The 17,394-nt window shown below is 66.8% G+C and carries 15 protein-coding genes, 1 tRNA gene and 1 pseudogene; 6 read left to right on the top strand and 11 right to left on the bottom strand.

The window, feature by feature from the left end:
• Positions 1-107: 107 nt before the first annotated feature.
• Positions 108-605: pseudogene (locus RDU83_06070) on the bottom strand (catalase).
• Positions 606-916: 311 nt separating this feature from the next.
• Between RDU83_06070 and RDU83_06065 the strand changes: the two are divergent.
• Genes RDU83_06065 through RDU83_06045 form a run of 5 tightly spaced genes read left to right on the top strand, consistent with a single transcriptional unit; the run spans position 917 to position 7,337 of the window.
• Entirely contained in the window at positions 917-2,110 is a 1,194-nt protein-coding gene (locus RDU83_06065) for an ATP-binding protein (GenBank protein MDQ7840579.1), read from the top strand.
• A gap of 11 nt (positions 2,111-2,121) precedes the next feature.
• Positions 2,122-3,147 (top strand): response regulator, encoded by a 1,026-nt coding sequence (locus RDU83_06060; protein MDQ7840578.1) that lies wholly within the window; start codon positions 2,122-2,124, stop codon positions 3,145-3,147.
• Positions 3,144-5,174, top strand: coding sequence for an ATPase, T2SS/T4P/T4SS family (locus RDU83_06055; GenBank protein ID MDQ7840577.1), 2,031 nt, complete (start codon positions 3,144-3,146; stop codon positions 5,172-5,174). The genes RDU83_06060 and RDU83_06055 overlap by 4 nt, the downstream gene beginning before the upstream one ends.
• Positions 5,147-6,247 carry a type IV pilus twitching motility protein PilT gene (locus tag RDU83_06050; protein MDQ7840576.1) on the top strand — a complete coding sequence of 367 codons (1,101 nt, stop codon included), beginning with the start codon at positions 5,147-5,149 and terminating at the stop codon, positions 6,245-6,247. The genes RDU83_06055 and RDU83_06050 overlap by 28 nt, the downstream gene beginning before the upstream one ends.
• A gap of 22 nt (positions 6,248-6,269) precedes the next feature.
• Complete coding sequence (locus tag RDU83_06045) at positions 6,270-7,337, top strand: PilT/PilU family type 4a pilus ATPase (GenBank protein MDQ7840575.1); 1,068 nt, start codon at positions 6,270-6,272, stop codon at positions 7,335-7,337.
• 8 nt (positions 7,338-7,345) lie between these two features.
• Here RDU83_06045 and RDU83_06040 read toward each other — a convergent pair whose 3' ends face one another.
• Both RDU83_06040 and RDU83_06035 read right to left on the bottom strand, forming a co-directional pair.
• A complete protein-coding gene (locus RDU83_06040; GenBank protein MDQ7840574.1) occupies positions 7,346-8,569 on the bottom strand; it encodes an ATP-binding protein in 1,224 nt (407 codons plus the stop codon).
• A gap of 123 nt (positions 8,570-8,692) precedes the next feature.
• Positions 8,693-8,767: transfer RNA gene (locus RDU83_06035), tRNA-Asn, on the bottom strand.
• A 120-nt stretch (positions 8,768-8,887) separates the two neighbouring features.
• Between RDU83_06035 and RDU83_06030 the strand changes: the two genes are divergently transcribed.
• Positions 8,888-9,979, top strand: a complete 1,092-nt coding sequence (locus RDU83_06030) for an AI-2E family transporter (protein ID MDQ7840573.1) — start codon at positions 8,888-8,890, stop codon at positions 9,977-9,979.
• Here the strand turns inward: RDU83_06030 and RDU83_06025 are convergent.
• The 8 genes from RDU83_06025 to tnpA all read right to left on the bottom strand — a co-directional run bounded on the left by RDU83_06025 (position 9,976) and on the right by tnpA (position 17,359).
• Positions 9,976-10,776: a hypothetical protein gene (locus tag RDU83_06025; GenBank protein ID MDQ7840572.1), complete on the bottom strand. Its 801-nt coding sequence runs from the start codon at positions 10,774-10,776 to the stop codon at positions 9,976-9,978. The genes RDU83_06030 and RDU83_06025 overlap by 4 nt on opposite strands.
• Before the next feature lie 68 nt (positions 10,777-10,844).
• Positions 10,845-12,089, bottom strand: a complete 1,245-nt coding sequence (locus tag RDU83_06020) for a hypothetical protein (protein ID MDQ7840571.1) — start codon at positions 12,087-12,089, stop codon at positions 10,845-10,847.
• An 80-nt stretch (positions 12,090-12,169) separates the two neighbouring features.
• Positions 12,170-12,883, bottom strand: coding sequence for a prepilin-type N-terminal cleavage/methylation domain-containing protein (locus RDU83_06015; GenBank protein MDQ7840570.1), 714 nt, complete (start codon positions 12,881-12,883; stop codon positions 12,170-12,172).
• On the bottom strand, positions 12,883-13,320 hold the full coding sequence (locus tag RDU83_06010) for a type II secretion system protein (protein MDQ7840569.1): 438 nt from the start codon (positions 13,318-13,320) through the stop codon (positions 12,883-12,885). The genes RDU83_06015 and RDU83_06010 overlap by 1 nt, the downstream gene beginning before the upstream one ends.
• A complete protein-coding gene (locus RDU83_06005; protein MDQ7840568.1) occupies positions 13,320-13,739 on the bottom strand; it encodes a prepilin-type N-terminal cleavage/methylation domain-containing protein in 420 nt (139 codons plus the stop codon). The genes RDU83_06010 and RDU83_06005 overlap by 1 nt, the downstream gene beginning before the upstream one ends.
• A 103-nt stretch (positions 13,740-13,842) precedes the next feature.
• Positions 13,843-15,840: a DEAD/DEAH box helicase gene (locus RDU83_06000; GenBank protein ID MDQ7840567.1), complete on the bottom strand. Its 1,998-nt coding sequence runs from the start codon at positions 15,838-15,840 to the stop codon at positions 13,843-13,845.
• Between the two features lie 20 nt (positions 15,841-15,860).
• Positions 15,861-17,003, bottom strand: a complete 1,143-nt coding sequence (locus RDU83_05995; GenBank protein MDQ7840566.1) for a transposase — start codon at positions 17,001-17,003, stop codon at positions 15,861-15,863.
• Positions 17,003-17,359, bottom strand: coding sequence for an IS200/IS605 family transposase (gene tnpA / locus RDU83_05990; protein MDQ7840565.1), 357 nt, complete (start codon positions 17,357-17,359; stop codon positions 17,003-17,005). Before tnpA ends, RDU83_05995 begins: the two co-directional genes overlap by 1 nt.
• Positions 17,360-17,394 lie beyond the last annotated feature (35 nt).

Below are 17,394 nucleotides of genomic sequence, written 5' to 3'. Positions count from 1 at the left end.
CACACGAGTAACTGCCGCGCTTTTCCCGAAACCGGCCCCGAGAATGCGACAAGGCCCCTAGGGCTGTTCCGCTCGGGGCCTTGTCTTGAATCATGGTGCTATGACTGCTACCCGGCCGTCGCCTTGGCTCGCTCTTCCTGGGACATCGCGGCGAGGCGCTTGATCTCCTTTATGTCAAGGCCGAGGCCCTTGCCGACGCGCTCGCCGTAGTCCGCATCCGCCTTGAAGAAGAGGGCGGTCTGTCGGAGTTGAAGGCGTTTCTGCGCGCCCTTGAGGTGGGAGACGATGTTGCGAATCAGGTGCTCGCGGTCCTCATCGGTCATGACCTTACGGTAGAGGTCGCCCGCCTGCACGAAGTCCACATCGCCAAGTTCATACGCGTGGCGCGCGGCCATCCCGGAGACGTCAATGGGCGGAACAGCCACCTCGGGGTCCGGGGCTGGACCGCCGAAGCTGTTCGGCCATTAGGTGGGACCGAGTCTGTGCCGGTGGGTGTCGAGGTAGCTGAACAGGCGTCCCTGCAGCATCCTGTCCGGCGACGGGCCGATGCCGGGAACGAAGTTGCCGGGGGAAAACGCCGCCTGTTCCACCTCGGTGAAGTAGTTCTGCGTTGCTGCGCCCCTGCACGTCGCAACCGAGGATCCCCACGGTGCTGGAGTCGGCCGCGACGTCCTTCTGCGAAAGGTGGAGGATCCTCTGTCCGGGCGCCAGCGCATGACTGCGCGGCCGGCGTCCTGGGCATCAGACATGTGGATGCGGGTGGCAGGCAAGGAGGAACCTGTCCCAACGGCGAAACAACATAATTGGTGGCGCGGTCCGGTACGACCGCGCAGGGCCGTCCGCAAGCCGCAAAGACACGGGCGTAGCGCCTTCTCCAGGGGTGGCTGTGATCAGAGGTCTCTCTGCGAACCTTCGCGTGCGTCTTCTGCTGCTCGTGCTCCTGACGAGCCTGCCCGCGTTTGCGGTCACCATACACTCCGGCCTGGAGCAGCGTCGGGCTGCTACGTTTTCAGCCATCCACGACGCGCAGCACATCGCAGAGGATCTCGCCGACGAGCAGGAACGCCTGCTGGGGACGACGCGGCACGTGCTGGCGGTTCTCGCACGCCTTCCAGAGGTGCGCGATCTCAAGGGGCCCGCCTGCAGCGCGCTTTTCTCCGACCTCCTGGCCCGCATCGAGGCCGGCCGGATGTCGCTGTCGCCGGAACCGGTTTCGGTCGGCGCGGTGATCCAGGAGAGCATGGACCTGGTCTCCCCCCTGGCCTCCAAGCGTCACGTCCACCTGCTGCGGGCAGGGACGGACGACGCCTCAGACCTGTTCGTCCTGGCCGACCGCCAGCGCCTCAAGCAGGTCCTGCTGAACCTGCTCTCCAACGCGGTCAAGTTCAACAGGCAGGAGGGCACGATCAGCCTCTCGTGCCAGGAGGCGCCCGGCGCCCGGGTGAGGATTGGGGTGCGGGACACCGGCCCCGGCATCCCGCCTGAGCGGATGGAGCGGCTCTTCGTCCCCTTCGAGCGCCTGGGCGCTGAGCAGGCCGGGGTCGAGGGCACAGGGCTCGGCCTGGTGCTTTCCAGGCGCTTGGCCGAGGCGATGGGCGGTGCGCTCGGGGTCGAGAGCGAGGCCGGCGTCGGGAGCACGTTCTGGGTGGATCTCCCCTCCGCAGAGTCCCCGCGGCAGCGCCTGGAGCGGGCAGGTGTCGCGCTGCCTGCCCCGGCGGATCTCGATGACTCAACGCGGGTCCGGATTGTCCTCTACATTGAGGACAACCTGTCCAACGTGAAGCTCATTCAGCACCTGCTGGCCCACCGCCCGGAGGTGCGCCTGATCCCGGCCATGCAGGGCCGGCTGGGCCTGGAACTGGCGCGCGAGCACAGGCCTCACCTTGTTCTGCTGGACCTCCACCTGCCGGACATCCCCGGGGAAGAGGTGCTCCGCCTCCTGCAGGAGAGCCCTAAGACACAGGGCATCCCCGTAGTCGTGATCAGCGCCGACGCCACTCCCGGGCAGGTCGGGCGGCTGATCGAGGCAGGAGCCCGGGACTACCTGACCAAGCCGCTGGATGTCAGGAGGCTTATGGGGGTCCTGGATTCCATCCTGGGACAGGCCTGACCGGACCGGCCATGCTGGACGACGCCATCCGCAACGCCCGCATCCTGATCGTGGACGACCAGGAGGCCAACGTCTCCCTGCTGGAGGCCCTGCTGAAGCGCGCCGGCTACACTAGCCTGAAGAGCACCACCGACCCGCGTCAGGCGCTGTCCCTGTTCTCCGAGTATCATCCCGACCTGATCCTGCTGGACCTGATGATGCCGCACCTGGACGGCTTCCAGGTCATGGAGCTGCTGCAGCCGATGATTCCGGAGGGCGCTTACCTCCCCATCCTGGTGCTGACGGCCGACGTGGCCATGCCGGCGCGGCAGAAGGCGCTGGCCGCCGGCGCGCGGGACTTCCTGACCAAGCCCTTCGATCCCACCGAGGTCATGCTGCGCATCAAGAACCTGCTGTTCGCCCGCGTGCTCCACCGGGAACTCCAGCAGAGCAACCTGGTCCTGGAAGACCGCGTGCGCGAGCGCACCAGGGAGTTGGAGGAGTCCCACGTCGAGGTGCTGGAGCGACTGGCTCTGGCCGCGGAGTTCCGCGACGACGAGACCGGCCAGCACACACGGCGGGTGGGCGAGGTGGCCGCGCGGGTGGCCGGGCGTTTGAGATTCGCCGCGTCGCAGGTCGAGTTGATCGGTCGGGCCGCGCCCCTGCACGATGTGGGCAAGATCGGCATCCCGGACCAGATTCTCCTCAAGCCGGGCCGCCTGGCCCCGGACGAGTTCGAGATCATGAAGACGCACACGACCATCGGAGCACGGATCCTATCCGGCGGGTGTTACTCGCTGCTCCAGATGGCCGAGGCCATTGCCTTGAGCCACCACGAGCGGTGGGACGGGATGGGGTACCCACGGGGACTGAAGGGCGAGGAGATCCCCATCGAGGCCCGCATCGTGGCGGCGGCCGATGCGTTCGACGCGATGAGCCACGATAGGACCTACCGCGCCGCCCTCTCGCCCGACGAAGTCTGGGAGGTCCTTTGGGAGGGTGCCGGCAAGCAGTGGGACGAACAAGTGGTCGAGATCCTGGCTGCGGTGTCGGCATGACGCGACCCCCGCGCATCCTCGTAGTGGATGACGTCCCCGCGAACCTGCTGCTGGTCCGCAGGTTGCTGGCGCCTGCCGGCTACGATGTCGTCGCGGCGCGCTCGGGCGCCGAGGCCCTGGCCGCGGCCCAGGAGACCCCACCGGACCTCGTCCTCCTGGACATGCACCTGCCCGACATGCACGGGCTGGATGTGCTGCGCCGGCTGCGCGAGTTCCCATGGGGCGCAGGTCTGCCGGTTGTGGCGATGAGCGCGCTGGCTGGCGATGAGGAGCGGGCACGCTGGTTCCAGGCCGGATGCGTGGGGGCCATCGAGAAGCCAATCTCGATCAAGACCTTCTGCCAGGAGATCGCGCAGTTCCTGGCCGGGGCGCCGCCGCCGACCGCACCGGATGTGGGGGCGCCGTCCGATCTGCCCGCACCGGCCGTCCCCGAGCGCCGCCGAGGCCGCTTGGGCGAGATCCTGGTGGACAACGGGCTGATCACCGAGGAGCAGCTCGAGGTCGCCCTGGAAGCCCAGCGCGAGAGTAGGAAGCGGCTGGGGCAAGTTCTGGTCGAGCAGGGCGCGGTCACCGAGGATGACATCGCCTGGGCCCTCAGCACCCAGCTCGGGTATCCCTACGTGCACCTGACCCCGTCCATCGTGGACGAGGAGGCGGTGCGCATGCTGCCCGAGGCGTTCCTGCGGGAGCGCCGCGTGCTGCCGGTGCTCAAGTTCGGCCAGGAGATGACCCTGGCCATGGCCGACCCCACCGACGAGCACGCGGTCGAGGAGGTCGGCGCCCGCACACGGCTGCAGGTGCGGCGCTCGCTGGCCCTGGCCTCCAATATTGTCGAGATGCTCGACCACTTCTTCGTGCACGCGGCGCCGGGGGCCGCCGCGGTAACCACCGAGGCTGCGGCCGCCGAGGCGCAGCACCTGCAGTTCCACCTGGTCCAGGCCCTGCAGCAGGGCGCCTCCGAGATCCATTTCGATCCGCTGGAAGGCGGCCGGGCCCGCGTGCGCTACCGGCTGCAGGGGGTGCTTGCGGACCGGCCGGCCCAGGCGGCCGACCTGCACGACTCCATCATTCGATACCTCCATGACATGACCGCCGCGGAGCCCGAATCGTCTGGCACGGCCACGGTCCCGGTGAGGGTCGGCGATACTGAAGTCGTGCTCGTGGTCACATTCATGCCCACAGTGCTTGGTCAGGCGGCCACCGTCGTCCTCTACCCCCGCCACACCGAGGCGCCGGACCTTGAACATCTGGGCATTCCCGACGAGCGCATCCGGCCGCTGCGTCAGGCGCTGGAGGCCTCCTGGGGTGTGGTGCTGGTGGGCTGTGGTGACGCCTTGCTGCGGTCCACCCTCCTCCACGCTTTGATTCCCACCGGCACGCGCGGTAAGATCTGGGCACTGGAAACCCTGCCGGTCTACCGACGGCCAACCATCAACCAAACTGTGCTGGCGTCGGCGACGGACGCGGCCGCGTACTTGCACGGAGTGGTGAGGGCTGGAGCCGATCTGATCGTGGTGGACGACGCGTCGAACGTGGAGACGCTGCGTGCCGCGCACGAGTCCGCACGTAACCGCACCGTGCTGGCCGGTCACCCCCAGGCCGACGTGGTCGGGCTGCTGAGCCAAACCGTGGATGCCCTGGGTCCGGCCTTGGTAGCCTCGACGCTGCGGGGGATACTGGCCGCTCGATCCGTGCACCTGCTCTGCCCGAAGTGCAAGCAGCCGGCACCTCGAGGCTCCATGCCGGCCGCCGAGGAGCCGGTCTACGTACCGGGCGGCTGCGAGGCCTGCGGCTTCACCGGATTCCGGGGGCAGCGCGTGCTCTACGACGTCTGGATCGCGGATCTCGGCACCCGGCTGCTGTTGCGATCGGGCCGCACCGCGACGGTGTTCGAGCGGCTGGTGCAATCGGGCACGCGCATGCGCGAGCAGGGCCTGGCGCTGGTGCGCGCCGGGCTCGTCTCGCAGGATGAACTTGCCAGGGTAGTGGAGGGCGGGCCGTGGATATCTCCGACCTTCTCATCCTGACCCGCGACCGGGGAGCGTCCGACCTGCACCTGGCGGCCGGTGCCCCGCCCACCCTACGCGTCAACGGGAAGCTCGTCCGAATCGAGGCCGCCCCGCTGACGCGGGAGGACATGCACTCGTTGCTCTACGACATCCTTACCGATGAGCAGAAGGCCAGGTTCGAGGCCACGCACGACCTGGACTTCTCGCTGGAGCTGGCAGGGGTGGGCCGCTTTCGCGTCAACGGCTTCATGCAGCGTCTGGGCGAGGGCATGATCTTGCGCCTGATCCCCTCGAAGATCCGGCCGCTGGACGACCTGGGCATGCCCCCTATCCTTAAGGACCTCGCCATGAAGGACCGAGGGCTGGTGCTGGTCACCGGGCCCACCGGGTCTGGCAAGTCCACTACACTGGCGGCCATGGTGGACTACGCCAACCAGCAGCGGACCGACCACATCATCACAATCGAGGATCCAATTGAGTTCGTGCACTCGGCCAAGAATTGCAACATCAACCAGCGCGAGGTCGGCCCGCACACGCACTCGTTTTCCGCGGCCCTGCGCAGCGCGCTGCGCGAGGACCCCGACATCATCCTGGTCGGCGAGATGCGCGATCTGGAGACGATCGCCCAGGCCATCACCGCGGCCGAGACCGGGCACCTGGTGTTCTCCACCCTGCACACCAACAGCGCGCCGCAGACCATCAGCCGGGTCGTGGACGTATTCCCCCCGCACCAGCAGGAGCAGATCCGGGTGCAGCTCGCCGACGCGCTGCTGGGCGTGGTGGCGCAGACGCTTATCCCGACCCTGGACGGCCGGGGCCGCATCGCCGCGGTCGAGATCATGGTGGCGACGCCGGCGATTCGCAACATGGTGCGGGAGAACAAAGTCCACCAGCTTCCCTCCGCGATCCAGACAGGGGCGAAGGACGGCATGCAGAGTCTGGACCAGCACCTCAAGTCGCTGGTGAAGATGCGGCGGATCTCGCACGAGGAGGCGCTGAAGCGGGCGACTGACAAGGATGCGTTCTTGCACGAACGGTCCGGCCCGGCGCCCTTGTCCGCCGAGCTCTCAGGGTTCGTGGCCCGCCGGTAGAGGTGGGGGTGAGGCGTCCGTCATGCACATTGACGACCTGCTGAAGCATATGGAGGCGCGCGACGCCTCGGACCTCTACCTCAAGGTCGGGGTGCCGCCGATGCTGCGGGTGGCCGGCGAGCTGAAGGCCATTGATGGGGCGCCGCTTTCGGGAGATGAGATCCGGCGCCTGGCCGACCAGATGATGACCGACCGGCACCGGCTGGAGTTCGAGGACCGGTACCGCGCCGACATCGCCTACACCAGCCCGGCGCTGGGCCGGTTCCGCGTCAACGTCTACGTGCAGCGGGGATCACCGGCGGCGGTGATCCGGCGCGTAAAAAGCCTAGTCCCATCGTTCGACGACCTGCGCCTGCCGCCGGTCGTGGGGCCCCTGGCCCTGGCGCTGAGGGGCCTGGTGCTGGTGGTGGGACAGACCGGGTCCGGGAAGTCCACCACGCTGGCGGCCATGATATCTCACCGCAGCCGGGAGCGCGCCGGCCACATCGTCACCATAGAGGACCCAATTGAGTTCGTGCATCCCGACGACCGCAGCATCGTCAGCCAGCGCGAGATCGGCACCGACTGCGAGTCGTACAGCCTGGCGCTGCGGGACGTGCTGCGGCAGGCCCCGGACGTCGTGCTCATCGGCGAGATCCGCGACGACGAGAGCGCCACGGCCGCGGTGCACTTCGCCGAGACCGGGCACCTGGTGCTCTCGACGCTGCACGCCAACAACGCCAGCCAGACGCTCGAGCGTCTGCTGCACTTCTTCCCGGCCGCGGCCCACGAGAGCGTCGCCATACAGCTCTCGCTGAACCTGAACGCCATCATCGCCCAACGGCTGCTGGCCCGGAAGGACGAGGCCGGCCGGATCGTGGCCGTGGAGGTGATGCTCTCGACACCGCGTGTGCGGGAGCTGCTGCGCAAGGCCGACCTGGCCGGCATCCGCAGCGTGATGCAGTCGGCGGCCGGCATCCAGGAAGGGATGCGGACGTTCGACTACTCGCTGTTCCTGCTGATCAAGGAGGGGCTGGTGGACGAGGAGGCCGCGATGGCCGCCGCCGACAGCCCCAACGACCTCCGGATGCGGTTGAAGGGGCTGCTGTAGGGAAGTGACTATAGTTCGGCGAACGGTAGGGCCGTCACGTTCGACCCCAAGGGCAGCCGGATATCGCCCGGATGGACCACGTAACCGGGCATGGCCTTGTCGCCGAAATCCTTCTGGAAGGTCTTGATGGAAGAAGCCATGGCCGGGCGGGGTGTCGCAGAGAGCTTCACCTCCACGGGCACGAGCTTGCCGGCGGTCTCCACCACGATGTCCACCTCCGTGCCGGCGGAGGTCCGCCAGAAGTAGACCTGTGGGTCCATGCCCCGGTGAGTGAGCGTCTTGACGATTTCGGACAGCACCGCCGTCTCCATGATCGGACCGCCCATGGGGCCGGAGGCCGCGTGCTCGGGGTCTTTGAGGCCGGTGAGATAGCAGAGCGTGCCGACATCAGTGAAATAGACCTTCGGCGTCTTGACGAGGCGTTTCCCCACGTTGGCGAAATAAGGCCGCAGCACGATCACCTGGTAGGTGGCCTCCAGCACGGAAAGCCAGGCCTTGACCGTGTTTACGGCCACGCCGAGGTCCTTGGCCAGATCGGTCAGGCTGAGCAGTTGGGCGGTCCGCGCCGCCAGGGCCCGAAGGAAGCTCTGGAACTGGGATAGGTCGCCCACCTGGCGGAGGGAGCGCACGTCCCGTTCGAGGTAGGTCTGAACATAACCGGCGTGCCACAGCCCGATGTCGCGCCCGGGGTTGGCGACCATCTCCGGATAGCTACCGCGCAGGAAGTCCTTCCAGATCTCCTGGTACGAAGCACCTGCATTGGTACTGCCGGGTTTCTTGGGCTCCCACGGGAGAGGGGCCTCGGGGCATCCGGCAGCCTCGCGGCGCGATAGAGGCAGCAGGCGGAGCATCGCCGCCCGCCCGGCCAGAGACTCGGTGATCTTCTCCACAAGCAGGAGATCTTGGGAACCCGTGAGCAGGTACTGCCCGGTCCGGTCCCTGTGGGCGTCGATCCACTCCTTCACGTAAGGAAGCAGATCGGGTGCGTACTGGACCTCGTCGAAGATGACCGGCGGCGGGTACATTTCGAGAAAACCGCGGGGGTCTTCCATGGCCGCCGTCCGGACATCGGGAGGCTCGAGGGAGATGTACCGGCACTCCTCGCCGAAGATGTGTTTGAGAACCGTGGTCTTGCCGGACTGCCGGGGACCGGTCAGAACAACGGCTGGGAACTCGGATGCGGCCTTCTTGAGAACTATCTCCAGCGACCTTTTGATATACTTGCGGGCCAAGGCGCACCCCCCTTTCTTGTGATTATGCATTTTGACTGCAGAATTGCAAGCGAGAAGTTGGCCATCAGTCCAGGAGTCGCGGATGACCCACCAGAGTAGGAAGAATGTGAGCGGATTGGATTCTGGCTCCGCGGGTAGGATTCGAACCTACAACCCTCCGGTTAACAGCCGGACGCTCTACCATTGAGCTACCGCGGAACACGGGACGAGCAGGACCAGCGCACTCATTCTAGGAAACGCCCACAGGACCGTCAAGCCGCGCCTCCGACCCAGGCGCGGACGAGGCCGGCGGCGAATCCTCCCGAGAGGTGCCCGACCGTGGGGGCATCACATGACCCCGAGGGGGTGGCCGCACTGGGAGCCCGTTCCGAACTTGTCATCAATACGTCCATCGTCGTCCTCACGGTTCTCGCCGTCATCACCGCCGCCCGCCTGCTCCTTGAGGTCGGAGAGATCCTCGTCGTGGTTCTCCTCGCCGCGATACTGGCAACCGGACTCAGCCCCGTGGTGGAGAGGCTGGCGAATCGGACCTGGACCCGGCGCCGGCGGCGCCTGCCGCGTTCGGCCGCGATCGCCGTGGTGTACCTGGGCGTGGTTCTAGTGCTGGTGCTCGCCGGCGGATTGCTGGTCACGCCGATCGTGGCCGAGTCGCGGCAGTTCGCAGAGACGGCGCCCGAGTTCTACCAGGGGCTGCGGACGATGCTGACAGGGTTCCAGCAGCGTTACGCCTGGCTACCGGACCTGACCGCCCTGCTGGACCGCCTTCCCAACGAGGCCGGCCGCCTCACTTCTTATGTCGGCGCGGCCACCGGGGTGGCGTTCCGCGTCTTCGGCGTCGTCGTTTCAGCCGTCACGGCCCTGATCCTCAGCATCTACATGCTGCTGGAGGGGCCGGCGATCAAGCAGGGCTTCCTGGGGCTCTTCCCACGGCAGCGCAGGGGGCAGATCGAGGCGGTGCTGGGGCACGTCGGAGGGAAGTTCGGCGGCTGGCTGCGCGGTCAGCTCCTGCTCGGTCTCATCATCGGCGCGGCCGCCGGCCTGGGAACCTGGGCGATCGGGCTCCCTTATCCGCTCCTGCTGGGCCTGGCCGCCGGTATTACCGAGTTGATCCCGATGATCGGGCCGGTGCTGGGCGCCATCCCCGCGGTGCTGGTGGCGCTGTTCGGGTCAACCTGGCAGGTGGTGGCCGTGGTTGTCTTCTTTACGGTCATCCAGCAGATCGAGGGCAACGTTCTGGTGCCGCGCGTGATGAGGAAGGCCGTGGGGCTTTCGCCCCTGCTGACGATCGTAGCTATCATGATCGGCGCTAAGCTGATGGGGATTCTCGGCGCGCTGCTGGCGGTCCCGGTGGCCGCGGCGCTGCAGGTTATTGCCGGAGAGGTGATTCGGACCCTACGGTCGCCGGGTTAGGGTTCGTCCGCCTCAATGGCGGAAAGCGCCAGTGACAGGGCTGCGGTGAAGAAGGCCGTGGCCTCGTGTTCGCAGAGATCGTTGAAGCCCCTGCGGTCGAGGAACGATCTCAGCGCCGGAATCAGCTTCGAGAGCTTGCGCGAAGTATAGGAGAACAAGTCCCAGTACGCTTCCTCCGCGGCCGGATGGCCCATGCCGGTGCGCTCGGTCAGTGAGAGATACCTGCTGTGCAGATCGCGATACTGCGCGTCCTGCTCGTGCTCGGCCTGGGTCCGGTCCAGTAGCCGCGATACCTCGGGGTCGTCCAACGCCTCCTGCGCCAGGAAGCTCATGTCCAACAGGAGCTCGGCCAACTCCTCGGTCGGATGACCCAGGTAGAGATCCTGCTTGTGGCTCTCGGCGCCGATCAGGCGCCGCAGCTCACGACTCATCTCGTCGTCGGCCTTGGGGAGGCGCGGGGGCTTCGGCGACGGTCCGTTCACGCGCTCGCGAATCGCGATCCGCCCCAGGAGGTCGGGGCCGAACCGCTCGGCGAGAAACGCCTCGATCAGCACCCGGCCCGGCGCGTGGGTGTGCGCCAGGGTAACGGTCTCCCCCTTGAAGGCGGCGTATCGCCATCCGGCACCGGCCAGGGCGTCGAGCACGCCGGCGATGAGGCTCAGATGAGGTCCGGACCCGCCGGCCTCGCGTCGGAGCGCCGCCGACAGGGTGCGCAGCGACCGGCCGCGAAATGCGAACGCGCGCGGGCGGTCGAAGATCTGGATGTCTATCTCGGTGACGGTATTGGATTTGGGCATGCGTGGAAGAGTTCCATCCTCCGGCTCGCCCCTATCGTCTAGGATGCGCCGGCGGTTGTCAACCTGTGTTACGGCTGCTCGCGCCAGGAGGTCAAGGTGTTGAACGCCCCTCCGCCGATTGCGAAGCCGGTTGTATTGTAGGTGAACTTGGTGGCTTGGTCGAACTGGACGCTCCTTGACTGAATAGCGCCGTTGGAGAGGCTCGCCTGGTCAAGCTGCACCCTGCCGTTGGGAGCCAGGATAATCGCGTTGATTCCCCCGGTCTGGTGGAACTCCACCGCGTAGTCGGTGCCCACGTCGCTGGAGCAGCTCTGGAGCACGAAGCGGCCCGGGTCAATGTTGTCGTTCGCGCCGTCCACTCCAAAGAACGTTCTCTGGCCTATCTCCATGCGCCCGGCCATGTGAAGTACGATCTTTCCAGGACCGGTGACCCGCACCCAGCTGTCCCTCCCGACGATCAGCGTGTTCAGATGTACCGTGAGGATCTCGCTGGCGCTGGTGGTGGCGAAGGTCAGGGTCGAGTTCGCCTCCATTTCCACGTCGCGGAGGACCGTGTTGGCGTTGGCGGCGCTGATGGTGAGATTGGACTGGTTGAGGTCACCTGATGCTCCGGCCGCCGGGCTGCATGTGAAATCCGGCAGCGGCGGGCATACCTGCCCGCCCGGGTATTTCTCGGTTGTCACCCCTGCCACCTGATTGTAGACCGGCCCGCACGAACCAGAGCAGGTCACTGTGCCGCCGGCGGTGGCATTGCCCGGCTGGCCGCCGTAGGCATAGGTACGGGCGAGCGAGCCCGGCGTCGTAGGTGGCCCTAGGAGCGAGATGTTGGCGTTACTGCCCACATTGCCGTAGGTGTCCGTGTCGCGGTCGAGCGTAACGCCATCGCGGCCGCAGACCGCGAAGTCCAGGGACGTCAACATGGCCTGGCGCAACACGATGACCACGGTACGCCGGCCCAGCGACCGCGTCCTGTCCGGGACGAACCCGATGGCGCTGACGATGCGTTCGTTCGGCTGGGGCGCGACTGCACAGGGGTTTGGACTCCCGGGGACCGTGCCGTTCGAGCAACGCACCTCCACGTCGAACACGCCCAGGACTCCCTGGGTCGGGTGCACCATCTGCCTGTTGCTCTCGCCCGGATAGGTCCCGCCGGTCTCGTTGATCCTGGCGACCGCAAAGTGGATGCCTGCCTCGGCCACAGCCAGCGCCTGCACGCCGTGGCGGTAGGAGAACCCGCCCTGGATCTCGCCGAGCAGGCTGCTGAGCAGGCCGACCGTGAGCACGCCGGCCGCGATGAGGAACAGCAGGATCACTAGCAGGACGTTGCCGCGTTCGTTGCCACAGGCGCCGGTCCGCCGTCGCTGACGCCGCAGATCATGCGGGATAGGTGGATTCACAGCGTGCGCGGGTCTGGATTCCTGAGGTTGACCAGAACCGTCCATGTCTGCTCCCTTGATCCCAGTGCACCTGCCGCCGCCCGCTCGACCATCGTGACGCGGACCATGCGGATTGATCGGATGGCCGTAAGGGTACTTGGGTTGACAACAACGGCGCCGCTCGCATCGTAGTACTCAAACGTGAGAGAAGTGATCGCCACCGAGGTGGGGTCGGTGACGCCGGCCACCCGCTCTGTCGCGCCGCCCGTGCAGTCGGTGACCGATTCCTGCACCACGTTCACGGAGGTCCCGCCGACGGTTTCCGTACCCAGGCCGAACCCGATCGTTTGGGTAGGGTTGCCTACGCCTACGCCGTCTAGGTCGGTATTGAAATAGAGGCGCGTCGCCGTTGGTGTCAGCGCACCGTCCTCGGCCACGATCGCGTCGCGGCACCTGGGAATGGTGCTGGCCGGGCTGACCGCGTAGCCGGCCTGCCTCAGGCGGTCGGCGACCCACTGGATGACCAGGCGCCCGTGCTGCTGGTTGTGGACGGTGCTCTCCACGAGCAGGCGCGCTCGGATCGCGGTGCCCAACGCCAGGTAGATCGTGGCCATCACCAGCGACCCGATCGCCAGCGCGGCCAGCACCTCGACCAGCGTCATCCCACGCTCGTCGCCGCTCCGCACCACCCGCTGCACCATTGCCACTCGCCGCACCCTGGTGTGTTCCATCACGGGAACCTGATGTCGGTGAAATACGTGGACAGGGCGAGGAACGGTGCCGCAATGCCCTTTCGGAACAGCGTGATGTTGACCTGTTTGAGGAGTGGAACGGCCGTGCCCGCCGCCTGTATCTCCGCCCGGCTGAACACATCGGGAAGGCAGGGTTCCGGCGATGCGCAGCTTGCCGCCGTCTCGGTCCAGGAGCCGCTGACCCCGGCATAGCCGGTGTTGCGCAGGTGATCCACCATGGCCTGCATCCAAGCGGCCCCGGTCGAGTGGTCGCCTATCTCCCCGGCCCGACTGATCGCGGCCATGTATCCCTGGCTGAGCATTATTACGATCGCCGAGAGGAGCAGCATGCCGACCATGACCTCAAGCAGTGTGAACCCCTGCTGGCCGTCCCGGTAGCTGCGTCCCCTCACCCTCGCCGCGGCCAGAGATGCCATCAATCAATCCTCACGCGGCCGGTTGCGGCTGCGACCGAGATCTGCCGCGTCCGGTTGGTCATCTGGCTGCGCAACATGATCGTGCCCGCGGTCGTGGTCGTCCCTAGGGAGGAGAAGTTGATCGTCTGCAGAGTGCTGATGATATCGGGAGGCAGGTGGCCTATCTTTATCACTGCGCTCTCGGCAGTGATGGTGTAGAGGTTACTGTCGAACACGGCCACGACCATCCGGCGCTGCGAGACGCTTACCTGCTGGCCGGCCCGCAGGTCGGTGGCGATCGTCTCCGCCCAGGTGTGGAGGCGCTGGTTGCTTATGAACTCCTGGTACTGGCCCACCGAAGCCGCGACGAGCACCGCCGCGATGGCGCCGACCATCACGAGTTCTATGAGCGTGAAACCATCCTGAGACCGATGATGCATCACCAATACGCCTCCAGACCCATCCGGCGTGGGAAGTGGCCCGTGGCGCTCCAGACCCCTGGTATGGGTTTCATACCCAACATACCGCCTGGCTAGACCCCGATCAGACGACGGGCGGCCGCAGCAGCGCCTCCCGCGTTGCCCGCGCCAGGGCCCGCAGCTCGGGCATGGGAAGATTCTCGATCTGCATCAGTACCTCTGCCGCCTGCAGGATGGTGCGCTGCAGGTCGCCTTCCTCGGCCTCAGCCTCGGCCACCAGTCGGGTCCACTCCGCGCCTCGCGCCCACGCCTCCAAGACATCGGCACGGCGCTCGGCCGGCGACGGCACCAGCCGCCGGCGCGTGCGGTGCCATTCCGCCTTGAACTCTCCCGCCACAGGGTCGGGGGCGACCCCGAACTGCCGCTCCAGGCGCGCGACCTCGTCCACGACGTGCGCGACCGCCGCCAGGCGCGCCTTGCCTCCGCCGCCCCGGGGTGGCCGTTCCGTGCCCAGCGCGGCTGCGACCGCGGCCAGCCGCGGGCCGGTAGGGGGGACCTGCTTGCGTCGCACGAGCTCCGCGAGGATCAGCAGGCGTGTGTGCCGCAGCCGCATCGCCCACCTGCCGTTCTCGGTCAGGCACGCGTTGCGGTCGAGGTATCCCAACGACTGCAGCACTCCGGCCCGCAGCAGGAACTCGGTGCTCAAGCCGTCGCGCGCCCGGGCGGCCGCCTCCGCGATCTCTCCGTCGGGCAGCTTTCGCGGCAGCCGCATCCGGCGGCCCAGCAGGCCCTGGTAGGCGGCGAACGACCTGCTGATCTCGGCGAGCGCGGTGCGGAGGTCCCTCCGCGACAGCAGGTTCAGCACCTGCGAGTAGGTGGGGGTGAACGCGGAGGTCACCGGCTCGGCTTCTGCTCCAGACAGGGCCAGGCCGAGCTGAGCCTCGCCGCGGTCGGATGCCGGGATAACCACCACGCCTACGCGGTCGCGACCCCTGCGGCCGGCCCGGCCGGACATCTGCTGGAACTCGGTTGCCGAGAGCGAGACCGGTCCTTCCGGGCTGTTGCGTACAAGGGTGGACAACGCCACGGTGCGCGCTGGCACATCCAGCCCGCTCGCCAGCGTCGTCGTGGCGGCGACCGCGCGCACCAGGCCGAGGCCCAGCAGGTCCTCAACCGCAAGGCGCCAGGCCATCAGGTGCCCTGCGTGGTGGGGCGCGATCCCGCACTGGATCAACGTGTGCCGGTAGGCATGGCCCAGCAGCGTGGGGTACTCCGACTCCCACCTGCCGAGCGCCCTGGCGCGCTCTTCCGCGCCGGGCAGCCGAAGCGCGGACAATTCGCGGACGGCCACGTCGCACTCGCGGCGTGAGGGGAAGAAGAGGATCGCGGGCAGCAGGTTGCCGGCCTCGAGCTGGCGCACCAGTTCGGTCAGCCAACCCCGACGACGCTCCTCGCGCCGCACCTTTCCGGCCAGCGCGGGCGGGAGGAGGCCGCCGCCACCGTCGGCCAGGAGCAGCCGCAGTGGGACCGGACGCTGATCCTCCAGCACGACCGCCGGCGGCCGGCCGCGGATCTCGCTCATCCAGCCGGCCAGTTCGTCCACGTTGGGAATCGAGGCGGACAGCAGCAGGAGCCGCGCATTGGGAGGTGAGAGGAGCAGGATCTCCTCCCAGGCCGTGCCGCGCTCCGTATCTCCGATGTAGTGCGCCTCGTCGAGGACGATGAACGCGATGCCGCCGTCCCCGGCATAGAGGATGTTGCGGAGGATCTCGGTGGTGCCCACGATGACCGGCGCGCGGGGGTTGATGCGCCGCTCCCCGGTCACCAGGCCGACCGCCTCTTCCCCAAACAGCCGCTGGAACTGGCGGAACTTCTGGTTTGAGAGCGCCTTCAGCGGCGTGGTGTACCAGCTCTGGCCTCCGGCCGTCAGCCAGGCGCGGATCGCCTCCTGCGCGATCCACGTCTTGCCGCTGCCGGTCGGCGCCGAAACCAGGACGTCTCGCGATCCCAGCGCCGAGAGGGCCTCTTGCTGGAACCGGGCAGGCGTGAACTCACCGGGGGGCGCCTCGCCCACCTCGGCCAGGGTGGGGCGGATGCCCGGATGCAGGGTAACTTGGCTCACCGTGTGACGCTCCGCATGGGCTAAAGCCCAACGGCTTCTTGGGGCACGCTCGCCGCAACCGGCCACGTTATGCCCCACGCGCTCCGTCCGAGCGCGAGCAGATTCAGGGCTGCGTTTTCATCGCGGTCCATCGAGAGGCCGCAATCGCAACGCACCCAACGGTCTGCTAACGTTAGGGTTTCGAAGAGCGCCCCACAACCCGAGCAAGTTTTGGACGTGTAGGCTGGAGCGACCGCCACAACTGTCTTCCCGGCCCATGCTGCCTTGAAAGACAGGTGCTTTCGGAAGTATCCCCAGCCGGCGTCCAGGATGCTCTTTGCCAAGTACGGGTTCCGTACCAGGTTCGGGATTCGCAGGTTCTCGACTGCAATCCGGTCGTAGCGCGAGACAAGGCCGTAGACCAACTTCTTCAGGAAGTCTGTTCGGCGGTTCGCCACGTATGCGTGCTGGCAGGCAACGGCCCGGACCGCCTTACGCCGATTGACTCCTCCCAACTTACGACGTGCAACCCGGCGTTGCAGGATACGCAAACGGGCTTGCTCTGACCGATACCACTTTGGGTTTTCGATGTGCTCGCCGTCGCTCGTGGTAAGCAGGCTGGCGATGCCTGCGTCTATTCCGATGTCTCGCCCGGTTGGAGGCAGCGACTCGGGCTGTGCATCACAACTGAAAGAAGCGTACCAGACTCCCGCTTGCCTGCGGATGCGGAGGGTCTTGACCTCGCCCTTGACCGGCCGGTGCCAGCGCACTGCAATCCGTCCGATGCCCGTGACTTTCAACCGCCTTCCGTCCAGGCGGAATCCGTTACCGTACTCCTTCAACCCAAACGAGTCGAAACGGTCCCTGCCGCGGAAGCGAGGATAGCCGGGGTTCTCTCCCGCCTTGACGCGGCGGAAGAACGCCTGGAAGGCTTTATCCAGGTCGCAGGTTGTGACCTGGAGGATGTGCGAGTGCAATTGCGCCGCGAAGGGATTGTCCCGGCGATAGTCTTTGACATTCCGTAACTGCGCGTTCTTTCCGACGCTCTCCTGCCGCTCGTTCCACGCAGACTTGCGCTCCTCCAGGCAGGCGTTATACCAGCGGCGGCACGTTTCAATTGTCGCTTCCAGTTTGCGCTTCTGGGATTTCGTGGGATAGAGTCGATAGCGGTAGGTTGCCTGCATCAAAGACCCTTCTGTGCCGCGATGTAGCGATTGATAGCCTCAGCTGAGACGTTGCCCGCTGTCGCGGCGAAGTAGGAACGAGTCCAGAGGGAGGGCAGACGCTTGAGAACGGGATACTTCTGCCGCAGGTCGTGGGAGGTAAGCCCCTTGCACTCCTTCACGATCTCCGCCGCCGAGACGGTCGGCCACGCTTGCACGAACAGATGAATGTGGTCGGGCTGTACCGCCAACTTCAGAATCTCCCATCCCTGCTCATCGCATTTCCTCTCGATGAGTTTCTGACAATCGGCGGCAACTCCTCCGACCAGGACTGCCTTCCGGCGCTTCGGAGTCCAGACAAGGTGATATACAATCAGGTGAACGCGGTGTTCGTCTCGACGGTATTTGAATA

The organism is bacterium, from assembly GCA_031082185.1.
Lineage (GTDB): Bacteria > Sysuimicrobiota > Sysuimicrobiia > Sysuimicrobiales > Humicultoraceae > VGFA01.
Note: the sequence above shows the minus strand (reverse complement) of the source record. Positions and strands in the feature narration are given on the sequence as shown.

Excerpts from the sequence above, each read along its gene's own strand:
- RDU83_06025 (MDQ7840572.1), bottom strand. The coding sequence starts at position 10,776 with ATGCCCAAATCCAATACCGTCACCGAGATAGACATCCAGATCTTCGAC.
- RDU83_06005 (MDQ7840568.1), bottom strand. The coding sequence starts at position 13,739 with ATGCATCATCGGTCTCAGGATGGTTTCACGCTCATAGAACTCGTGATG.
- RDU83_06045 (MDQ7840575.1), top strand. The coding sequence starts at position 6,270 with ATGCACATTGACGACCTGCTGAAGCATATGGAGGCGCGCGACGCCTCG.
- RDU83_06010 (MDQ7840569.1), bottom strand. The coding sequence starts at position 13,320 with ATGGCATCTCTGGCCGCGGCGAGGGTGAGGGGACGCAGCTACCGGGAC.
- RDU83_06060 (MDQ7840578.1), top strand. The coding sequence starts at position 2,122 with ATGCTGGACGACGCCATCCGCAACGCCCGCATCCTGATCGTGGACGAC.
- RDU83_06015 (MDQ7840570.1), bottom strand. The coding sequence starts at position 12,883 with ATGGAACACACCAGGGTGCGGCGAGTGGCAATGGTGCAGCGGGTGGTG.
- RDU83_06055 (MDQ7840577.1), top strand. The coding sequence starts at position 3,144 with ATGACGCGACCCCCGCGCATCCTCGTAGTGGATGACGTCCCCGCGAAC.
- RDU83_05995 (MDQ7840566.1), bottom strand. The coding sequence starts at position 17,003 with ATGCAGGCAACCTACCGCTATCGACTCTATCCCACGAAATCCCAGAAG.